Origin of the sequence: Kitasatospora sp. NPDC050543, from assembly GCF_044457565.1 — a bacterium.
In the GTDB taxonomy this organism is placed as follows: Bacteria; Actinomycetota; Actinomycetes; order Streptomycetales; family Streptomycetaceae; genus Kitasatospora.
The window spans coordinates 55,438-71,452 of sequence record NZ_JBITGZ010000009.1; the positions used below are offsets into that span (position 1 = coordinate 55,438).

The 16,015-nt window shown below is 72.4% G+C and carries 14 protein-coding genes and 4 pseudogenes; 3 read left to right on the plus strand and 15 right to left on the minus strand.

The window, feature by feature from the left end; translation table 11 throughout:
* Positions 1–18: 18 nt before the first annotated feature.
* The 9 genes and pseudogenes from ACIBH3_RS13790 to ACIBH3_RS13830 form a co-directional block, all read right to left on the minus strand.
* On the minus strand, positions 19–672 hold the full coding sequence (locus tag ACIBH3_RS13790; RefSeq protein WP_396312143.1) for a hypothetical protein: 654 nt from the start codon (positions 670–672) through the stop codon (positions 19–21).
* Between the two features lie 91 nt (positions 673–763).
* Positions 764–1,249 carry a pyridoxamine 5'-phosphate oxidase family protein gene (locus tag ACIBH3_RS13795; RefSeq protein ID WP_396312144.1) on the minus strand — a complete coding sequence of 162 codons (486 nt, stop codon included), beginning with the start codon at positions 1,247–1,249 and terminating at the stop codon, positions 764–766.
* A gap of 608 nt (positions 1,250–1,857) precedes the next feature.
* Positions 1,858–2,042: pseudogene (locus tag ACIBH3_RS13800) on the minus strand (alcohol dehydrogenase); the annotation flags it as partial.
* 11 nt (positions 2,043–2,053) lie between these two features.
* A complete protein-coding gene (locus ACIBH3_RS13805; protein ID WP_396312145.1) occupies positions 2,054–2,308 on the minus strand; it encodes a DUF1918 domain-containing protein in 255 nt (84 codons plus the stop codon).
* Between the two features lie 697 nt (positions 2,309–3,005).
* Positions 3,006–4,085 (minus strand): HAD-IC family P-type ATPase, encoded by a 1,080-nt coding sequence (locus ACIBH3_RS13810; protein ID WP_396312342.1) that lies wholly within the window; start codon positions 4,083–4,085, stop codon positions 3,006–3,008.
* Positions 4,076–5,620, minus strand: coding sequence for a cation-translocating P-type ATPase (locus ACIBH3_RS13815; RefSeq protein ID WP_396312146.1), 1,545 nt, complete (start codon positions 5,618–5,620; stop codon positions 4,076–4,078). Before ACIBH3_RS13815 ends, ACIBH3_RS13810 begins: the two co-directional genes overlap by 10 nt.
* A gap of 37 nt (positions 5,621–5,657) precedes the next feature.
* Complete coding sequence (locus tag ACIBH3_RS13820; protein WP_396312147.1) at positions 5,658–6,326, minus strand: DUF4389 domain-containing protein; 669 nt, start codon at positions 6,324–6,326, stop codon at positions 5,658–5,660.
* A 176-nt stretch (positions 6,327–6,502) separates the two neighbouring features.
* Complete coding sequence (locus tag ACIBH3_RS13825; RefSeq protein ID WP_396312148.1) at positions 6,503–6,784, minus strand: SHOCT domain-containing protein; 282 nt, start codon at positions 6,782–6,784, stop codon at positions 6,503–6,505.
* A gap of 108 nt (positions 6,785–6,892) precedes the next feature.
* Positions 6,893–7,051, minus strand: a pseudogene (locus ACIBH3_RS13830) (response regulator transcription factor); the annotation flags it as partial.
* A gap of 394 nt (positions 7,052–7,445) precedes the next feature.
* Here ACIBH3_RS13830 and ACIBH3_RS13835 point away from each other — a divergent pair.
* Entirely contained in the window at positions 7,446–8,084 is a 639-nt protein-coding gene (locus ACIBH3_RS13835) for a hypothetical protein (protein ID WP_396312149.1), read from the plus strand.
* A 19-nt stretch (positions 8,085–8,103) separates the two neighbouring features.
* On the opposite strand, the gene ACIBH3_RS13840 is transcribed toward ACIBH3_RS13835, so the two are convergent.
* The 3 genes from ACIBH3_RS13840 to ACIBH3_RS13850 are packed head-to-tail and all read right to left on the minus strand — an operon-like array spanning position 8,104 to position 9,820.
* Positions 8,104–8,706 (minus strand): CBS domain-containing protein, encoded by a 603-nt coding sequence (locus tag ACIBH3_RS13840; RefSeq protein WP_396312150.1) that lies wholly within the window; start codon positions 8,704–8,706, stop codon positions 8,104–8,106.
* A complete protein-coding gene (locus tag ACIBH3_RS13845) occupies positions 8,703–9,176 on the minus strand; it encodes a cyclic nucleotide-binding/CBS domain-containing protein (RefSeq protein ID WP_396312151.1) in 474 nt (157 codons plus the stop codon). The genes ACIBH3_RS13840 and ACIBH3_RS13845 overlap by 4 nt, the downstream gene beginning before the upstream one ends.
* Positions 9,155–9,820: an OsmC family protein gene (locus ACIBH3_RS13850; RefSeq protein WP_396312152.1), complete on the minus strand. Its 666-nt coding sequence runs from the start codon at positions 9,818–9,820 to the stop codon at positions 9,155–9,157. The genes ACIBH3_RS13845 and ACIBH3_RS13850 overlap by 22 nt, the downstream gene beginning before the upstream one ends.
* A gap of 300 nt (positions 9,821–10,120) precedes the next feature.
* Here ACIBH3_RS13850 and ACIBH3_RS13855 point away from each other — a divergent pair.
* A pseudogene (locus tag ACIBH3_RS13855) lies at positions 10,121–10,282 on the plus strand (hypothetical protein); the annotation flags it as partial.
* A 33-nt stretch (positions 10,283–10,315) separates the two neighbouring features.
* Here ACIBH3_RS13855 and ACIBH3_RS13860 read toward each other — a convergent pair.
* Positions 10,316–11,011, minus strand: a complete 696-nt coding sequence (locus tag ACIBH3_RS13860; protein ID WP_396312153.1) for a CBS domain-containing protein — start codon at positions 11,009–11,011, stop codon at positions 10,316–10,318.
* Between the two features lie 254 nt (positions 11,012–11,265).
* On the opposite strand from ACIBH3_RS13860, the gene ACIBH3_RS13865 reads away from it, so the two are divergent.
* Positions 11,266–12,597 (plus strand): MBL fold metallo-hydrolase RNA specificity domain-containing protein, encoded by a 1,332-nt coding sequence (locus tag ACIBH3_RS13865; RefSeq protein WP_396312154.1) that lies wholly within the window; start codon positions 11,266–11,268, stop codon positions 12,595–12,597.
* A gap of 81 nt (positions 12,598–12,678) precedes the next feature.
* Here the strand turns inward: ACIBH3_RS13865 and ACIBH3_RS13870 are convergent.
* Positions 12,679–12,795 (minus strand): annotated as a pseudogene (locus tag ACIBH3_RS13870) (CBS domain-containing protein); the annotation flags it as partial.
* 282 nt (positions 12,796–13,077) lie between these two features.
* On the minus strand, positions 13,078–15,828 hold the full coding sequence (locus ACIBH3_RS13875; protein WP_396312155.1) for a GNAT family N-acetyltransferase: 2,751 nt from the start codon (positions 15,826–15,828) through the stop codon (positions 13,078–13,080).
* Positions 15,829–16,015: the final 187 nt, after the last annotated feature.

The window sequence follows — 16,015 nt, forward strand, 5'->3', positions numbered from 1 at the left end:
CCGGATGTCTCGCGGGTCTCACTGGTCGCCGACCTCCGGGCGGCGCCGGGGGCGGCCGGACCACCCGGGTTCCACGCCCTCCCACTCCTCTCCCCAGGCTGCCGTGGTCCTCCGGTCGATCACGCGGCGCCCGAGCGCGTAGCCCGTGAGGGCAGCGCCGGACAGCACGGCCATGGCTCCGGCCCCGGTCAGGACAGCCGTCGTGGCGATTTCCGTTCCCGGCCGGGGTGGGGATACCGGCCGGCCGTGGTCATCGACCCAGATAGCGACCTCGGTTCCTGCGCCGGCGTCCGGGCCGACCGAGACCGGCCCGGTGCCGCGCGCCGCCGCCGGGAACTGCCAGACCGCCTGCGCGTGGAAGCCATCCGCCCCGGTGCGCGCACCGGGCTCGTCCGGTACTGCCGCTGTGACGGTGGTCGCGGTGGTCCGGTGGCGGTGCTGTCCCTCGTACCGTGCCTGGCGCTGGTCGGCTCGTAGCACGAGGAGGGCCGTCAGCAGCGCGAGGGCGCACGCGACGAACAGGGCGAGTGTGAGGGCAATGGCGAGGCGGCTGCGTTGAGCATCGCAGTGACGGCTCAGGGGGTTCGGCTCCCGGCCTGCTGCCCTCCGGATGTGCTGTCGGAGGGTGCTCCCGGTGGCGTCGCCCGTGGCCCTGAGATGTCCGGGTCTCATGGTGCTCCTCCTCCCTGGGGAGTGCCGGGGGCGACGGGCTCTCGCCCCTCGGCATCCGGGGCGGGCAGGTGCCCGAGTGGTGCCGGTGGGGTCATGATCCGAACCGTTGGCCGGTGACGAGTTCCGGGTGGATGGTCAAGTAGCCCCTGGTCGGTCGGTGTCCCCACCGGAGAGGGCCCCGGTGGCGCAGCTCCGCGACCGTGACGGGGTCGGTCACCAGGTGGGAGCGGCCGACGATCAGTACGGTCCACCCTCGAAGCGTTCGCTTGTCGAAGCTGTCCGCCTGGAACCCGACCACCTCCCCGTCCATCACGTCTGCCCGCCAGCTTTCAGGCAAGGGGATGACCACCTCGCCAAGGCCGTCCAGGGTGTAACAGGACGGAGTCACGGCGGGCAGCGCGTCATCGGTGTGGATGAGACGCCCGATCGCCGTCTGCCGGAGCAGGTCCAGGCTCTGCTCGCGCGTGCACTCCTCGGCTCCGTGGCCATCCGCCGATCGTGCCTCCAGGACATCGCCATCGGGGGTGTCAGAGCAAACCACCGTGCCCACCTCCGAGTACTGCGGCCGCAGGTTCACTGGCAGCGGCCTCCCTGTCGCCGGAGAGATCGAGCACCTCGGACTTCTGGGAGATCCGCCCGGCCGGGCAGTCCCTCGCTGCGGGTGCGACAGATCTTGTCGGCCTCGAGCGCAGGTGGCGGAGGGAGTTCCTGCACATGACGTGGGCCTCCTCCGGTGAGTCCTGGGCGGAAGTCCCCCGCCCACTGGCCAGCGTGCGCGTCTCTGTCACCTCGCACCGGGGGCCGCTCGGGCCGTAGGGCACGCCGAACGGCCCTATTCCCATGTCGCCTGCCCCTGGGCCCGGGAACGGGACGCCTGCCCGTATGGCCTTCGGTTGTTCTGCGCCGAGACGAGCACTGCATCACGGCCAAGGCATGACGCGCTGGCCCAGTGCGGTGCGTTCTAAAGTCGTGGCCTCGACGCTGTGGGCCGGGTGCCTGAAATGGGTGACACCGGAGGGGCCGACCGCCCACCGGAGCCCGGTCTGGGGGTCGCGGAAGGTGCGCCGGTCCTGGAGGCAGGGCGGACGCCGCCTGCGACAGCCGGCGGTGGGAGATCGACCACCTGACGAGCCACCAGTAGCGCGACAGGCCGCTCGGTCTCTGCTCAGGTCGTCTGCCGCGACGGTCGGCTCCGGCGCGTTGAGCGGTGTCGAGTCGGCCGGCGGCGAGGTCGACGGCGATGATCCGGGCGGGGCTGTAGAGCTTGGCGGTGGAAATCGCGGCGAGTCCGATCGGTCGGCGCCGACGATCGTCACCGTGTCACCGGGGCTGATGTGTCCGTTCGGGAGGATGTCGGCTGGCAGGAGGGCGGTCCCGATCGTCAACCGGAGCCGCTACCACGGGACGAACCGTCGGTGGCCGCCGACCCCGTCCGCGGGTGATGAGCGTGCTCGAAGTGGTGGACATGGGCACCGGGCCCGGGGAACACCAGGGTGACCCGGCCGGTGTCCGACCATCGGACGTCGTAGGGCGGGGTTCCGTCCTCGTGGTGCAGGGCGACGACCTCGCCGTCACGGCGGGGCGTGCCCGTGGTCGGACCTTCGATGATCAGCTGGTCCCCTACTGCCGCTTTCATCTTCGCCTTCTTCTTGTCCAGGCGCCTGGTAGCGCCCGCCCGGAGTGCGGCCTCGCTCGTGACGGGTCGAGCTGGATCCGCCACAGCGTCCGAGGAGCCGCGGTCGCCCGAGCTGCCGGACACAGCCCGAGTGCTTCCACTTTCCCTCGCGCCGTCGTTCCTGGCACCGGGGCCTTCAGGCCTGATCTGGGGCCGTTCGACCCTGATCCATCCGGGCCGGGTGTGGTGGACGAGGGAGTGAGTGGCGAGTCTCGTTCCGGGCCGGCCGTCCTTGCCAGGCCGCCGGACTCAGGCGGAGGAGAGACCGCGGGGAAGGAGCCGGCGATGTCGACGTTCGATCTCGACGTCTGCCGACCCTACCCCTCCGCGCGGATCAGCCCGATCGCGTCCGGCGCTCCGGCGGGGGAAGCGGTACCCGCCACACCAGCCGGGTCCCGCCGTCGGGTCCCGCAGCGGCCCGGAAGCTCCCGCCGAGGCGCTGCGCCCGCTCCGCGAGGTTGGCGAGCCATCGGGTCTCGGCTGCGCCGAGTCGGTGGGGCCCGGTTCGAAGGATGAGCCCACCGCATTGCTCCGTTCGCCGGTGGCACGGCTTCCACTGCCTCAGATCCCAGACTAGAGCGGGCGCCTCGGGCTGTCCCTCTGGCCTGATGCCCCTGGGTGGTGACCACGGTGGGCGTCCTGAACTGCGTGGAACACCTCAACCGGTGGTACGACCTGCGCGACGCCCGGATCGCGTGCTCAGACGGGCTGCCACGAAGCCGATGGGCGCCGCCATGGCGGCTGCGACGAGGTCCGGCCACGCCAACGGCTCGGTCTCCAGAACAGTGCGGAGGAAGGGCACGTAGAGCGCCGCGCAGGCCAGCCCCGCCGAGGCCAGGACGGCTGCCGGCAGGAAGAGGTTCTCGCGGGTGAGCAGTCGGTCGCGCAGCCCGAGCACCACGCCGAGCTGCGCCGCCAGCAGCGCGACGAACAGGACGCTCTGCCACGGGCGCCCCGTCTCGTGCGCCCAGATACCGGCCGCGAGGCTCGCCACGGTCACCACTGTCCCCAGCACCAGGACGTGCTGCCAGAGTCCGGCGCCGAGCACGTGTTCGTGCGGCGGACGCGGGGGTCTGCTCATGGTGTGCGGGGACACCGGCTCGGCGCCCGTCGCGACGCCGGTCAGGCCGTGCGTGAGCAGGTTGATCCACAGGATCTGGCCGACCCGCAGCGGCAGGGCGAGGCCGACGACGGGGCCGATGAGCATGACGAGGATCTCGGCGGCGCCTCCGGCGAGTCCGTAGACCAGGAAGCGGCGGATGTTGTCGTAGACCCGGCGGCCCTCCTCGACGGCTGCGACGACGCTGGTCAGCTCGTCGTCCGCGAGGACGAGGTCGGCGGCCTGTCTGGCCACCTCCGTCCCGCGCCGTCCCATGGCTACGCCGATGTCGGCCTGTCGCAGGGCGGGCCCGTCGTTGACCCAGTCACCGGTCATGGCGGTGACGTCGCCCCGCTGCTGCCAGGCCTGGATGATGTCGAGCTTCTGCTGGGGGTCGGTGCGGGCGAACACCCGGACCGTGGTCGGGTCCGCGACGGCGCCCGCTGCCAGGGCAGGGCCGATGGCCACGTCGGCGGGTGGGGCGTCCGCGTCCAGCAGGCCGACCCGGGTGGCGAGCGCGTGGGCCGTGGCGGGGTGGTCGCCGGTGATCAGGACCGTGCTGATGCCGGCCCGGTGGCAGGCGGCCAGGGTGGCGGGAACGGCGGGCTTGGGTGGGTCGCTCATCGCGGTCAGGCCCAGTAGTCGTAGCCCGGTCTCTGCGTCCTCCGCCCGTGCCGGCGGTTCGGGAAGGCGGTGGCGACGGCGAGGACCCGGAAGCCGTCTGCGGCGAAGCGGGCAGCCTCACGGTGGGCGCGTTCGATCAGGTCCGGTGGCTCGTCGAGCAGGGCGGCGTCGAGGACCGTTTCAGGAGCGCCCTTCAGGCAGACCTGGACCTGGCCCGACGGCTCGCGGTGCAGGGTGGTCATGCGTTTGCGGATGCTGTCGAAAGGGACTTCGCCGCACCGCGGCCGCTCGCGCAGGAGTTGGTCGTGGTCCCAGCCGGCCTTGGCGGCGGCGGCCAGCAACGCTGCCTCGGTCGGGTCGCCGAGTGCGGTCCACCGTCCGTCCCCGTCGTGGGTGCCCGCCCCGGGGGGCCGTAGCGCGGCGTCGTTGCACAGCGCCGCCACGGCCAGCAGGTCCTGGACGGGGTACAGCTCGGCCGGCCCGGCCAGGTGGCCATCGGCCAGGATCTCGCCGAGCGGCTCGTAGCCGTTGCCGGTGAGCGTAACCGCCCCGTGGGGTGTCCAGAGCTGTTCGACGACCATGCGTCCCTCGGTGAGGGTGCCTGTCTTGTCGGTGGCGAGCACGGTTACCGAGCCGAGGGTCTCCACGGCGGGCAGCCTGCGGACGACGGCGTGGCGGGCGGCCATGCGCCGCGCGCCGAGCGCGAGTGCCAGGGTGACCACGGCGGGGAGCGACTCGGGGACGGCCGCCACGGCGAGGCTGATGGCCGTCACCCCCATGACGGCGGGCGGCTGGCCTTGGGCCAGGCCGAGGACGAAGACCACGACGCACAGACAGACGGCCACCAACGCCAAGACCTTGCCGAGGTCGGCCAGGCGCCGTTGCAGTGGGGTGGGTTCAGGTCTCGGATGGAGGAGGGCTGCGATGCGGCCGAGGGCACTGTCCGCTCCGGTGGCCGTGACGGTGGCCACCGCCCGGCCGCGCACGACGACCGTCCCTGCCTGGACGTGCAGGACGTTCGACTGCGCACTGTGGGCGTCCTTCTCGACCGGAACGGATTCGCCGGTCAGCATCGACTCGTCGACGAGCAACGCGGATGCCTGGTCGAGCACCGCGTCCGCCGGGACGATGTCGCCCTCGCCGAGCAGTACCACGTCGCCCGGCACGACGGCGGCGGAGGGCACCGCGCGTTCCGCTCCGGCACGCAGGACCCGCGCGGTGGGAGCGGTCATGGCCGACAGAGCCGCGACCGCATTGTCGGCGCGGATCTCCTGGATCACCCCGACCGTGGTGTTGACCACGATCACCAGGGTGATGACGACGGCGTCCGGATGGTCCCCGATCGCCAGAGTGAGCACGACGGCCGCCAGCAGGACCATGATCAGCGGGTCGCGCAGCTGGACGGCCACTCTCGACCACAGCGGCACCCGGGGCGCGGACCGGAGTGCGTTGGGCCCATGCCGCGCCAGCCGCCGGGCGGCCTCGGTGTCCTCCAGGCCCCGGGGCCGCAGGTCAGACGGCGGGGTGGTACCGGGAGGAGACACAGTCACAGTGGGCTCCGTTCCCCGCTGGTACGGTCGCCGACCGTTACCGCGGTCCTGCCGTGTCGGGCAAGCCGCCGGGCTCGGGACCACCCTGGTCGAGGCGGAACGGCGGGTAGGCGTCGGTCATCAGCGCCGCATACGCGACGACCCGCAGCACCCAGCGGTCGAGGCCGACGACGAGATCGAAGATCCCGAGCGGGTAGCGGCCGGTCACGGCCAGGGCAACCCCGACGAACAGCACCAGCAGGGCGACCAGTCCCCCGCCGGCGCAGGCCTCGCGGCCACCCCCGACGAAGATCGCTACGAGGGCGTACTGCGGCAGCGCCAGCAGCCACCACTTGACGAGTACCAGGCCGCGCGACAGCTGCTCGGGGTAGGCGATGTCCAGGTGCGCGGGGTAGTCGGGCTCCTCGGCCAGGGTGAACGGCGGGTACCGGTCGGTGCCCAGGGCCCCGTAGGCGTAGTAGGACACCCGCCAGGACCAGCGCAGCACGCCGAGATTGAAGTCAAAGATCGGGCGCGGGTAGCGGCCGGTGAACAGGATCGCGAAGAAGGCAACCACACTCAGGAGAACGAAGGCGATCCAGAGGAAGAACAGGACGATCCAGTGCGGGATCGCCAGAATCCACTTCACCAGCCACAGCCAGCGTGACAGTGGCAGGTCCAGCCGCGCATCGACACGTACCGGTTGGCCGGTTACCGAGAAGGCCATACGGATCATCTCCCTCGGATGCCACCGGGGTCATGGCTGCCTCGGCGGTCCCCCATCTCCCATCGTCCTTCGGCAGCCGGGGCCGACGATAGGGCCGCCCCGCCCGCCGGGTCCGGGCCGGTCGGTCCGTGGAGCGGGGGCCTCCGCCGCCGCCGGGTGGCTCGGATCGGCGGGGTTCAGCCGGATGCCGGCCCGGCGGGGCCGGATCTCAGGGTGTCGAGGCGGTGGCGGTACTCGTCGGCGTCGATCTCGCCCCGGGCGAAACGCTCGGCCAGCAGCTGCTCCGGCAACGGCGGCGGGGTGGCCTGCCAATCGGGCGGGCGCTGCCGGGGCAGTTGGCCGAGGTAGCGGCCCAGGGCGACGGCGACGACGACCAGCAGCCCCAGGAACAGCAGCATGCCGATGGCCATCAGACCGAAGCCCCATCCACCCATGTCGTGGTCATTCCAGTACATCATCACGGTTTCCCGGTCGTGGGGGCGAGGCTGTTGCCTCACTCCCACGGTGCGCCCGGTCGCGAGACCCTCGCTTGGGCCGACCGGCTCAAACTGCTGGGCCGGGCGGGCTCAATGCGGCCGGGTCGGGTGCTGCTCGGTACCGGCGTGGGCGGCGATCACGGCTGCCCGGAGCCGGCGTTCGACGCCGAGTTTGGCCAGCAGCCGCGACACGTGGTTCTTCACGGTCTTCTCGGCGAGGTAGAGCTCCTGGCCGATCTCCCGGGTGGTCTTCGATCGTCTCCTGAACCGGACGGCGGACACCTGCCTCGATTGTCCCAGTGGCCCGTCCCTGCCGCACAGGACGGCAGGGAACGCACGAACCCGAGTGGGCGCTGAGGTGGCCCGATGGGCCCTGGTCGGCCAATGCGCGCACGGCGCACCGTCGCGGCAACAACCCGCGAGGTGGGACGGATGACCACGAGCCAGCGGTTCGGGTGGCGGCGGCTGAGCACCGAGGCCGTGGGAACGTTCTTCCTGGTCCTGCTCGCCGCCGGCGCGGGCGTGGTCGACAGCGTCACCGGCGGTCAGCTGGGCCGGCCCCGCTGCCGTGGTCGCCCCGGGACTGATGGTGCCGACGCGCGAGGGGGGATCACACTGGACGTACCGACCTCGGGAGGCTCCGATGAGCACCGACTGGACCGTCGACCCCTCTGCGCCGCTGCTGCTGGACGGTGTCCTGCCCGGGTTCGGGTTCTCCCGCCTGGAGTGCACCCCGCTCGCCGCGGCCCCCTCCGTGGCCTTCGAAGTCGCGCGCAGCCTGGACCTGCTCACCGTCCACTCGCCGCTGCTCGACGCGGCCATGTGGGCGCGCGGTCTGCCGGACCGGCTCCACCGTCGGCCTGCGCCCTCACCACGGTCCATGCGGGTGGCCGACCTGTTCGACGCCGCCGATCAGGACCAGCCCTGGGTGGCGCTCGGCGAGAACCGTGGGCGCGAGCTCGTCTTCGGCGCGGTCGGCCAGCCGTGGCGGGCCTCTATCGAGTGGCGCCGGGTCGAGCCGGACCGGTTCACGGCTTTCGAGGAGCCCGGCTGGGCGAAGATGGCGGCCGCCTTCGTCGTCCACCCCTACGGCACCGGGCGCTCGCTGCTCACGTACGAGGCTCGCACCGCCTGCACCGACCCGGAGTCCGTCGCGCGCTTCGGCCGATACTGGACGGTCGTCTCGCCGGGCGTGGGCGTTGTCCTGCGCGGAGTGCTCCGGGCGGTCCGGGCGGCCGCGGAACCGACTGCCGCCACCGGTGCGGGCACGGTCGAGGCGTAGCGGCCACTGCCCCAGGACGTCAGGCGGGGGCGACAGCCCTGACATCGACGTCCACCACTCCGGGGACGGCCCGGACCAGGCGCTCCAGAACGGGGACTGCCGAGGCGTCGGGCAGGGTACCGGTCAGGGTGATCCGGCCCTCCTCCGCCCGGACCTCGACGGCCCCCGCCTGCGTGGGGTGGAGTACCGCGAGAAGTTCGAACTTCACCTGGCCGGCGAGATCCTCGTCGGTCCGGAGGTGGACCTTGAGCAGGTCGCTGCGGCTCACGATGCCGACCAGGAAGCCCTCGTCGTCCACCACGGGGAGCCGCTTGAGATGGCCGCGCGCCATGGCCCGGCCGGCCTCCGCCGTGGAGCTCTCCGCGTGCACGGTGACGGCCGGTTCCGACATCATCTGGCCGGCGGTGAACGCCTCGACGCGCTCGGGTTCCCGGTCCTGGGTGGTCAGCAGGTCGGCCTCGGAGACGACGCCGATCACCCGGCCGTCACCTGCCAGGACGGGCACGGCGCTGATCTTCCACTGCTGGAGCGTGTCCAGGATCTCCCGGAAGGTCGCATCGCGGCCGACGGCGACGACGGCGTGGGTCATCACCTCACCGACGGTGTTCCACTGGCGTGTCATGGCGTGCTCCTGAGGGGATCGGGGGGTGTGCCTGCGATGCCGGGACCGGCGCTGCCTTCCCGGAGAGTGCTGAAGGAGACCGGCCCCAGCAGGTCGGACAGGCGTTGCAGGACGTCAAGGAATAGGTCGTCGACGGCGAGGAGCCCGACCAGCCGGTGCCCGTCCAACACGGGCAGGCGCCGCACGCCGGTCCGGCGGAAGGCCCGGTAGGCGGCCGCCAGGTCGTCGGTCACGTCCACCGTGACGGCGGGCGCGGACATGAACTCGGCCACCGGTGCCTCCAGGTCGGCGCCCGGGGCCACGGCCCGGACGACCAGGTCGCGGTCGGTGACGATGCCGCGCAGGGTGTGGTCCTCGGCGACGAGCACACACCCGACCGACTCGTCGTCCATCCGGCGGGCCGCCTGCCGCGCGGTGGCGCCTGGCAGCACGGCAATCGGTGGGGTGATCATGAGGTCGGCGACTCGCATCGCTCCTGCTCCAGGGTGATCGAGATCTCGGGCGGGTGCCGGAGGGTCGTGTGAACGGTGCAGTGCCTGACGACGGCGAGCAGCGCCTCGGTGCGCTCGGCAGGCAGGTCGGGGACGGTCACGCCGAGGGTGATCGCCGCGATCCGGGCGGGCCCTCCGGGTGCCATGGTGTGGTCGGCGGTGACCCGCAGGCCGTCCCGGGCGATCCGGTGACGGTCGAGATAGCGTCCGGCGTAATGCGCGACGCAGCCGACAAGGCCCGCGACCACGAGTTCCACCGGACTCGGCCCGGTGTCCGTGCCACCGTCGGCGACCGGTTGATCGACCGTCAGATGGTGCCTCCCGATCGTGAGGGAGTACGCGTCCCCGCCAACGGCGACGGCTTCCGTGCGGCCCTCACCCCGGGACGGCGGCCGGTCGACCGCGTCGGCCTGTCGTAGCAGCAGCGCCGCCAGCTCCCTGGCCTCAGCGGGCGTCAGCTCTGCCCACACCCCGTTGCGGTCGTACGGCTCGCAACCGGTGTCCAGGACGACGCGCCCCAGGCCGGGCGGCAACACCCCCCGGGCATACCGGGAGACCGCGATGTTCCGGCCGCAACGGGTGAGCATCAGGCTCTGCTCGGACGGGACCTCGATGGTCGTCATGGCGCGCCTCCCTCGGAATACCTCCCGGACTCCAGGAGATCTCCGGTTCCGGGGCGGGGCCAGGGCTGGCCGGTACCGAACGGGTGGGCCGGTCGGCCCTGGCGGGTAGGGCACGCCGGCGGTGTGCTGGAGATGGCAGGCGGTGCTCGGCAGCCACGCGGTGGCACCGCAGGCCGTCGCCGCGCTTGTCCGGATGTACGCGAGACCGGTGACGCGCGTCGGGACGACCACCGGCCCGGCCCCGCGGGACCCGGGTGATGGCCGAGTTCGAGCACTCGTGGACACCGCCACCGCTCCACCCGCACCGTCGGCCTGTGGGGCCAACGTCCCAGCAACAACCCTGATTTCACGAGATTCCTGGTTGACGCCGGAATCGACTCCGTCTCGGTGACACCGGACAGCTTCGCCGCCGTCAAGCAACACGTCGCCGCTGCCGAAAGCCGTGCTCGCAGTGCTCCATGACACTCGCCCGTTTATGTCCCACCCGCCTGCGCGTCACCTGCCCGCGCGGTAGGCCCGGGGGTGCTCCACGGGGAAGTCGGTGTCGTCCTCCGCCCAGTCGAGCGTCTGGTGGACAGCGACCACGCCGTCCACCGCCCGGCACAGCTGCTCGACGATCGGGATCAGGCTTCGCCGCGGCAGCCGTCCGGTGAGCGTCACCACGCCGTCCTGCACCGCAGCCCGGACATCGTCGGGGGCCAGCCAGAGGGTCTGGCCGAGCACGTCGTGGTTGATCTCCTCGCGGATCGCGGCGTCGTGGCGCAGGAAGACCTGGAGCAGGTCCCGGCGGCTGACGATGCCGACCAGTCGGCCTGCCTCGTCCACCACCGGCAGCCGCTTCACCTTGTGCCGGTCCATCGCGCGAGCGGCCTCGGGAATCGTCCATCCTGCGTGGGCGGTGACGGCCGGGCTGGTCATCAGCCCGCCTGCGGTCTCCGCCTCCGCCCGGGCGCGGTCGTGCGCGTCCAGCCAGCGGCCGGGAGTACGACCCTCGACATCGGGCAGGACAGCCGCCTTGCGGATCAGGTCGGCCTCCGAAACCATGCCGATCGGACGCCCGTGCTCGTCGACGACGGGAATCGCCGTGATGTCGTTGCGGTGGAAGAGCGCCGCGATCTCCTTGAACGGTGTGTCGGGCCCGGCGGTGACGACCTCCTGGGTCATCACGTCCTGGACGCTGCGGTGCTGCATGGTCCCTCACCCCTTCGCAGGTAGTGGCGTAGTCCCACTGTCCTCGCTCATACGGCGACCGGCACAGGGCCGTTCGGTCCGGCCACCCGGGCGAGCGGCCCAGGACAGCGGGCCGGTACGGCGTCACCATGGGAACGGGGGATCCCACCCGGAGGTCGCGATGACGGCGGACGGCGCCACCCCTCACCCGGAGCCCCGCCCGGGTCTGCTCACCTTCCTCGGCGGGGTCGGCACCGTCACGGGCAAGCAAGTTCATGGTGGAGACCGACCACGCCCGGATCATGGTCGACTGCGGCCTCTTCCAGGGCCTGGCCGAGCTGCGCCGCCGCAACCGGCGCCCGCTGCCGCTCGACCCGGCGGACGTCCAGGCGGTGGTACTCACCCACGCCCACCTGGACCACTGCGGCTATCTGCCGCGCCTGGTCCGTGGCGGCTTCCGGGGGCCGGTGCTGACCACCTCGAACACCGCCCGCCTGGCGGAACTCGTCCTGCGCGACAGCGCACACCTGCTCCGCGAGGACGCCGACCACGCCAACGAGCACGGCTGGTCGATGCACCGACCCGCCGAGCCGCTGTACGACGAGGACGATGTCGAGCATGCCCTGCAGATGTTCGACCCCGTCCCACTGGACACCGACGTGGAAGTCACCGCGGGCACCGTGCTGCGGCTGCACCACGCCGGACACATTCTCGGCTCCGCGTGGGCGCACCTGACCCTGGAGGACGGGCACACCCTGGCCGCCAGCGGCGACCTCGGCCGACCATTCCACCCCCTGCTGCGCCCACCCGAACCGTTCGGCGGCGCCGACGTACTGCTGATGGAGTCCACCTACGGCAACCGCCGCCACGAAGAGACCGCCGCCCGCGAATGGTTCGCCGGTGCCATCCAGCGCACCCTGGCCCGCGGCGGCACCGTGGTCATCCCCTCCTTCGCCGTGGATCGCACCGAGGTGGTGCTCCATCAACTCGCCGAGCTGCGCCGGGCTGGCCGCCTGCCGGCCGGGGCACCGGTCTACGTGGACAGCCCGATGGCTCTGGCTGCGCTGCAGATCTACCGCGAGGCCTTCGCCACCCGGTCCCCCGAACTGCGCCCCGACGTGCTGGACGACGGCGCGGCGGCCCTCGACCCCGAGCCGTTCTCGCTGATCCACTCGCTGCAGGAATCACTCGCCCTGGAGCGCTCCAGCGTGCCGTCGATCCTGGTGTCCGCCTCCGGGATGGCCACCGGCGGCCGCGTCGTCCACCACCTGCGCCGGCTGCTGCCCGACCCGCGCAACACCGTGATCATCGTCGGCTACGCCGCCGCCGGCACCCGGGCCCGCAACCTGGTGGACGGCGCCAAGGTGCTGAAGATGTACGGCGCCTACGTCCCGGTCCGCGCCGAGATCGTCAACGTGCCCGCGTTCTCGGCCCACGCCGATGCCTCCGAAGTGATCGACTGGCTCCGGGACGCCCCGCCCCCGCAGGCCACCTACCTGGTGCACGGCGAACCGGAGGGCTCTGAGGCATTGCGCAACCGGATCGACCGCGAACTCGGCTGGACCGCGGTGGTCCCACGCTCCGGTGAGCGCGTGCTCGTACGCTGAGCCGGCCCGCCGGCCGGGCTGCTCAGGTGGTGTCGGCCACGACGTCGTCGACGTCCCATCCCAGTGCGGTGAGAGCATCCCAACGAGCCGTCCGTCCTCGTCCACGACCGGGAGGTGGTGCACGGAAGCGTGCCGGGCAATGCGGACGGCTTCGCCGACTGTCTGGTCCTGCGTCACGCTGACGGCGGGAGAGGTCATCAGGTCGCCCGCGGTGATGACGGCCGGGTGATCGCGCCCGGTCTCCTCACCCGCGTAGGCCGCGAGCAGGTCCGAGGCCGCGACCACACCGATCGGGGCGCTGTCCGGCGAAACCACGTGCAGCACGCCGCGCCGGGACGCGGTGATCGCTGTGGTCGGAGGTCGGGATGACGGCGATGGCGGGCCGGCTCATCCAGTGACGGACCGGGGCCCGGCCGATGGCCCGCGCGGTACCGGGGTCGGCGATGGAGTCGCTCGTCGTGCCGTCGAGCATGCTGTGGTTCACAGGTGTTCCTCCTCCGGAATGTCCGTGTTCGGCGGGCGGCGCAGGCGACGCAGGTACGGGTCGAAGACAGGCAGGGGCTCCAGACGGATCCGGGCGTCGACGCCCACGAGTCCGTCGGGCCTGGCCATCAGGGGGTTGAGGTCGGCCTCGGCGAGTTGCGGGAGATCAGTGGCCATCTGGGACAGTGCGGCAAGCACCCGTTGAACGGCGGCCAGGTCGACAGCCGGCATACCCGGGCTGCCCAGGAGCATCGGGGCGCTGCGCAGTTCGGTGACCATCGTGGTGAGGTCGCGTTCGGTCAGCGGGGCGAGCCGGGAGGAGCAGTCGTCGAGCACATCGGTGGCGGTGCCGCCGAGGCCGAGGACGACCAGGGGGCCGAAGACGTGGTCCTTCACGATGCCGGCGAACAGTTCGAGGCCGGGGGCTGCCATCGGCTGCACCACGACGCCGGCCATCCGGTCGCCGAAGCGTTCTGTGAACTCGCGGTATGCCGTGCGGGCTTCGCTGTCCCCTGCGAGGCCGGTGCGGACGGCCCCGGCTGCGCTCTTGTGGATCTGCCCCGGCCAGTAGGCCTTCAGCGCGACCTTGCCGTCGTGACCGATCTGGCGCAGTGACTGCGCGGCGATGACCGCGGTGTGTTCGTCCTGGGCCCAGAGGGAGATGGTGAACGGGAGGCCGTAGTGCTCAAGGAGCTGGGCGGTTGCGGCCGGGTCGAGCCAGCCGCCGTCCGGGTGGGCGGCGAGGAAGTCGGCGGCGAGGCGCCGAGCCGCCTTGGGGTCGGTGCCGGTGGCCGCGGCGTCGGGGCCGGTCGGCTCGGCCAGCCACCGCGCCCGGTCCCACGCGTGTGCGAGGGCCCGGGCGGCCGCACTGGAGTCCGCGTAGGCGGGGAGGAGGCCGCCGTCGGCGCAAGTGAGGTACCGGACCGGTACCTCCTGGCTGATCATGATGGCGGCGATCGGGATCTTCCTTCGGGCCGGTGCGTCCAGCAGAGCACGGACCGGGTCCTGTTCGGCCTTCACGGCCAGGGCCGTGGGCACCAGGCAGACCAGCAGGGCGTCCACGGCCGCGCTGCGCACCAGCGCGTCGACGCACCTGCGCAGTTGGGCAGGGCCGGCGGCCGCGGTGGTGTCCACGGGGTTGGTGGCGCTGGCGCCGGCGGGGAGCAGGTCGAGCAGCTCGGCCGCCAGGTCGGCGGGAAGCGTCGGCAGGCTCAACCCGGCCTCGGCGCAGGCGTCGGCGGCCAGGATGCCGATGCCGCCGGCGTTGGAGACCACGGCGATGGTACCGCGGGTGCCGGGCAGTGGCTGGCTGTGCAGCAGGGCGGCGGTATCGACCAGTTCGGCGATGCTGTGGGCGGCGGTGATGCCTGCCTGGCGGAACAGGGTCTCCCGGGTGACCGTCGGGGTCGCGGCGGCAGCCGTGTGCGAGGCGGCGCCGCGGCGGCCGGCGGTGGAGCGTCCGGCGTCGACGGTGAGCACGGGAAGCTTGCGGGTGACCCGGCGGGCGGTGCGGGCAAACGCGCGGGGGTTGCCGAAGGATTCGAGGTGGAGCAGGGCCAGGTCGGTCAGGCCGTCGCTCTCCCACCACTGGAGGAGGTCGTTGCCGCTGACGTCGTACTTGTCCCCGAGGGAGACGAAGCTGGAGACGCCGATGCCGAGCCAGGCGAGCCGCTCCATCAGTGCGATGCCGACTCCGCCCGACTGCGCGGCCACCCCGGCGGTGCCGGGCAGCGGGAACGCGCCGCCGAACTCTGCGTCCAGGCGGACCAGCGGGTCGGTCTGCGCGATGCCGAGGCTGTTCGGGCCGACCAGGCGGATGCTGTGGCGGCGGCAGGCCTGCATCAGCTGCCGGGCGGTGGTGGCGTCGAGGCCGGAGGTGAGGACCACCAGGGCCCGGATCCCGGCCCGGCCGCACTCCTGCGCCGCGCCCGCCACCGCGGCGGGCGGAACGGCCAGCATGGCGAGGTCAGGCACCTCCGGGAGGACGGCGACCGAGCGGTGGGCGGGCTCGCCGGCGACGGTCTCGGCATGCGGGTTGACGGCCCAGACCGGACCGGTGAATCCACCCTGGCGGATCTTGAGCAGCACCGCCTGGCCGACCGAACCGGGCCGCCTGGAGGCGCCGACCACCGCAACCGAGCGGGGCCGCAGCAGCGCGGTGAGGCTGGCCACGTCGGCGGCGCGGCCGCGCTCGTCGACCGCCTCCCGGTAGTGCTCGTCGGCCTCGTCCAGCGGGACACGCACACGGATCTCGCCCCGATCGAAGTGGCGGTGAACGGGCAGCCCGAGATCGGAGAAGACCTTGTGGACCGCCCGGTTGCCGGCCAGGGTCTCGGCCTCGATCGCGTGAATGCCGCGCTCGCGCGCCGCGTGGACCAGGTGCTCGATCAACAGCGTCCCCACGCCACGGTGCTGCCACGCGTCCGCGACGGAGAGGGCCAGCTCCGCGGTGTCCGCGTGAGCCTGCTCGGCCTCGTAGTCGGCCTCTCCGACCAGCTCGTCCGCGACCCACGCACCCAACGCCAGGAAACCGGGCCGAGGTGGCCCGCACAGCCGGTCGGCAGCCAGCTGCGGCGCCCGGCGGCTGACCCCGAAGAAGCGCATCCGGCGGCTCGCCTCGGACATCCGGACGGCATACAGGTCAAGGATGGCGGCCCGGTCCTCCGGTCCGAGCGGTCGGATGACCGCGGTGGTGCCGTCGGCCAGCAGGGCATCTGCGGCCGACGGCAGGTACTGGGCGGTGGACATCTGCGACTCCCTCGGTCCGGCCCGACCACGGCAGAGCGCGCCGTGGCGGGTCTGACTCCAGCGTCTGCCCGCACCGCAGTGCCCCGCCAGGGCCGGTCGGCCCAGAGGGCACGCCGATGAGGCAGGAGCCCACCTCCGTTGGGCCCGTTGCGTCGTCTTCGGGGCCCGAACGGCCTTGGCACCAGGT

Bases quoted from the DNA above. Each gene is read 5' to 3' on its own strand.
- ACIBH3_RS13790 (WP_396312143.1), bottom strand. From the start codon at position 672: ATGAGACCCGGACATCTCAGGGCCACGGGCGACGCCACCGGGAGCACC.
- ACIBH3_RS13805 (WP_396312145.1), bottom strand. From the start codon at position 2,308: ATGAAAGCGGCAGTAGGGGACCAGCTGATCATCGAAGGTCCGACCACG.
- ACIBH3_RS13875 (WP_396312155.1), bottom strand. From the start codon at position 15,828: ATGTCCACCGCCCAGTACCTGCCGTCGGCCGCAGATGCCCTGCTGGCC.
- ACIBH3_RS13845 (WP_396312151.1), bottom strand. From the start codon at position 9,176: ATGCGAGTCGCCGACCTCATGATCACCCCACCGATTGCCGTGCTGCCA.
- ACIBH3_RS13840 (WP_396312150.1), bottom strand. From the start codon at position 8,706: ATGACACGCCAGTGGAACACCGTCGGTGAGGTGATGACCCACGCCGTC.
- ACIBH3_RS13860 (WP_396312153.1), bottom strand. From the start codon at position 11,011: ATGCAGCACCGCAGCGTCCAGGACGTGATGACCCAGGAGGTCGTCACC.
- ACIBH3_RS13825 (WP_396312148.1), bottom strand. From the start codon at position 6,784: ATGATGTACTGGAATGACCACGACATGGGTGGATGGGGCTTCGGTCTG.
- ACIBH3_RS13865 (WP_396312154.1), top strand. From the start codon at position 11,266: ATGGTGGAGACCGACCACGCCCGGATCATGGTCGACTGCGGCCTCTTC.
- ACIBH3_RS13820 (WP_396312147.1), bottom strand. From the start codon at position 6,326: ATGGCCTTCTCGGTAACCGGCCAACCGGTACGTGTCGATGCGCGGCTG.
- ACIBH3_RS13835 (WP_396312149.1), top strand. From the start codon at position 7,446: ATGAGCACCGACTGGACCGTCGACCCCTCTGCGCCGCTGCTGCTGGAC.
- ACIBH3_RS13850 (WP_396312152.1), bottom strand. From the start codon at position 9,820: ATGACGACCATCGAGGTCCCGTCCGAGCAGAGCCTGATGCTCACCCGT.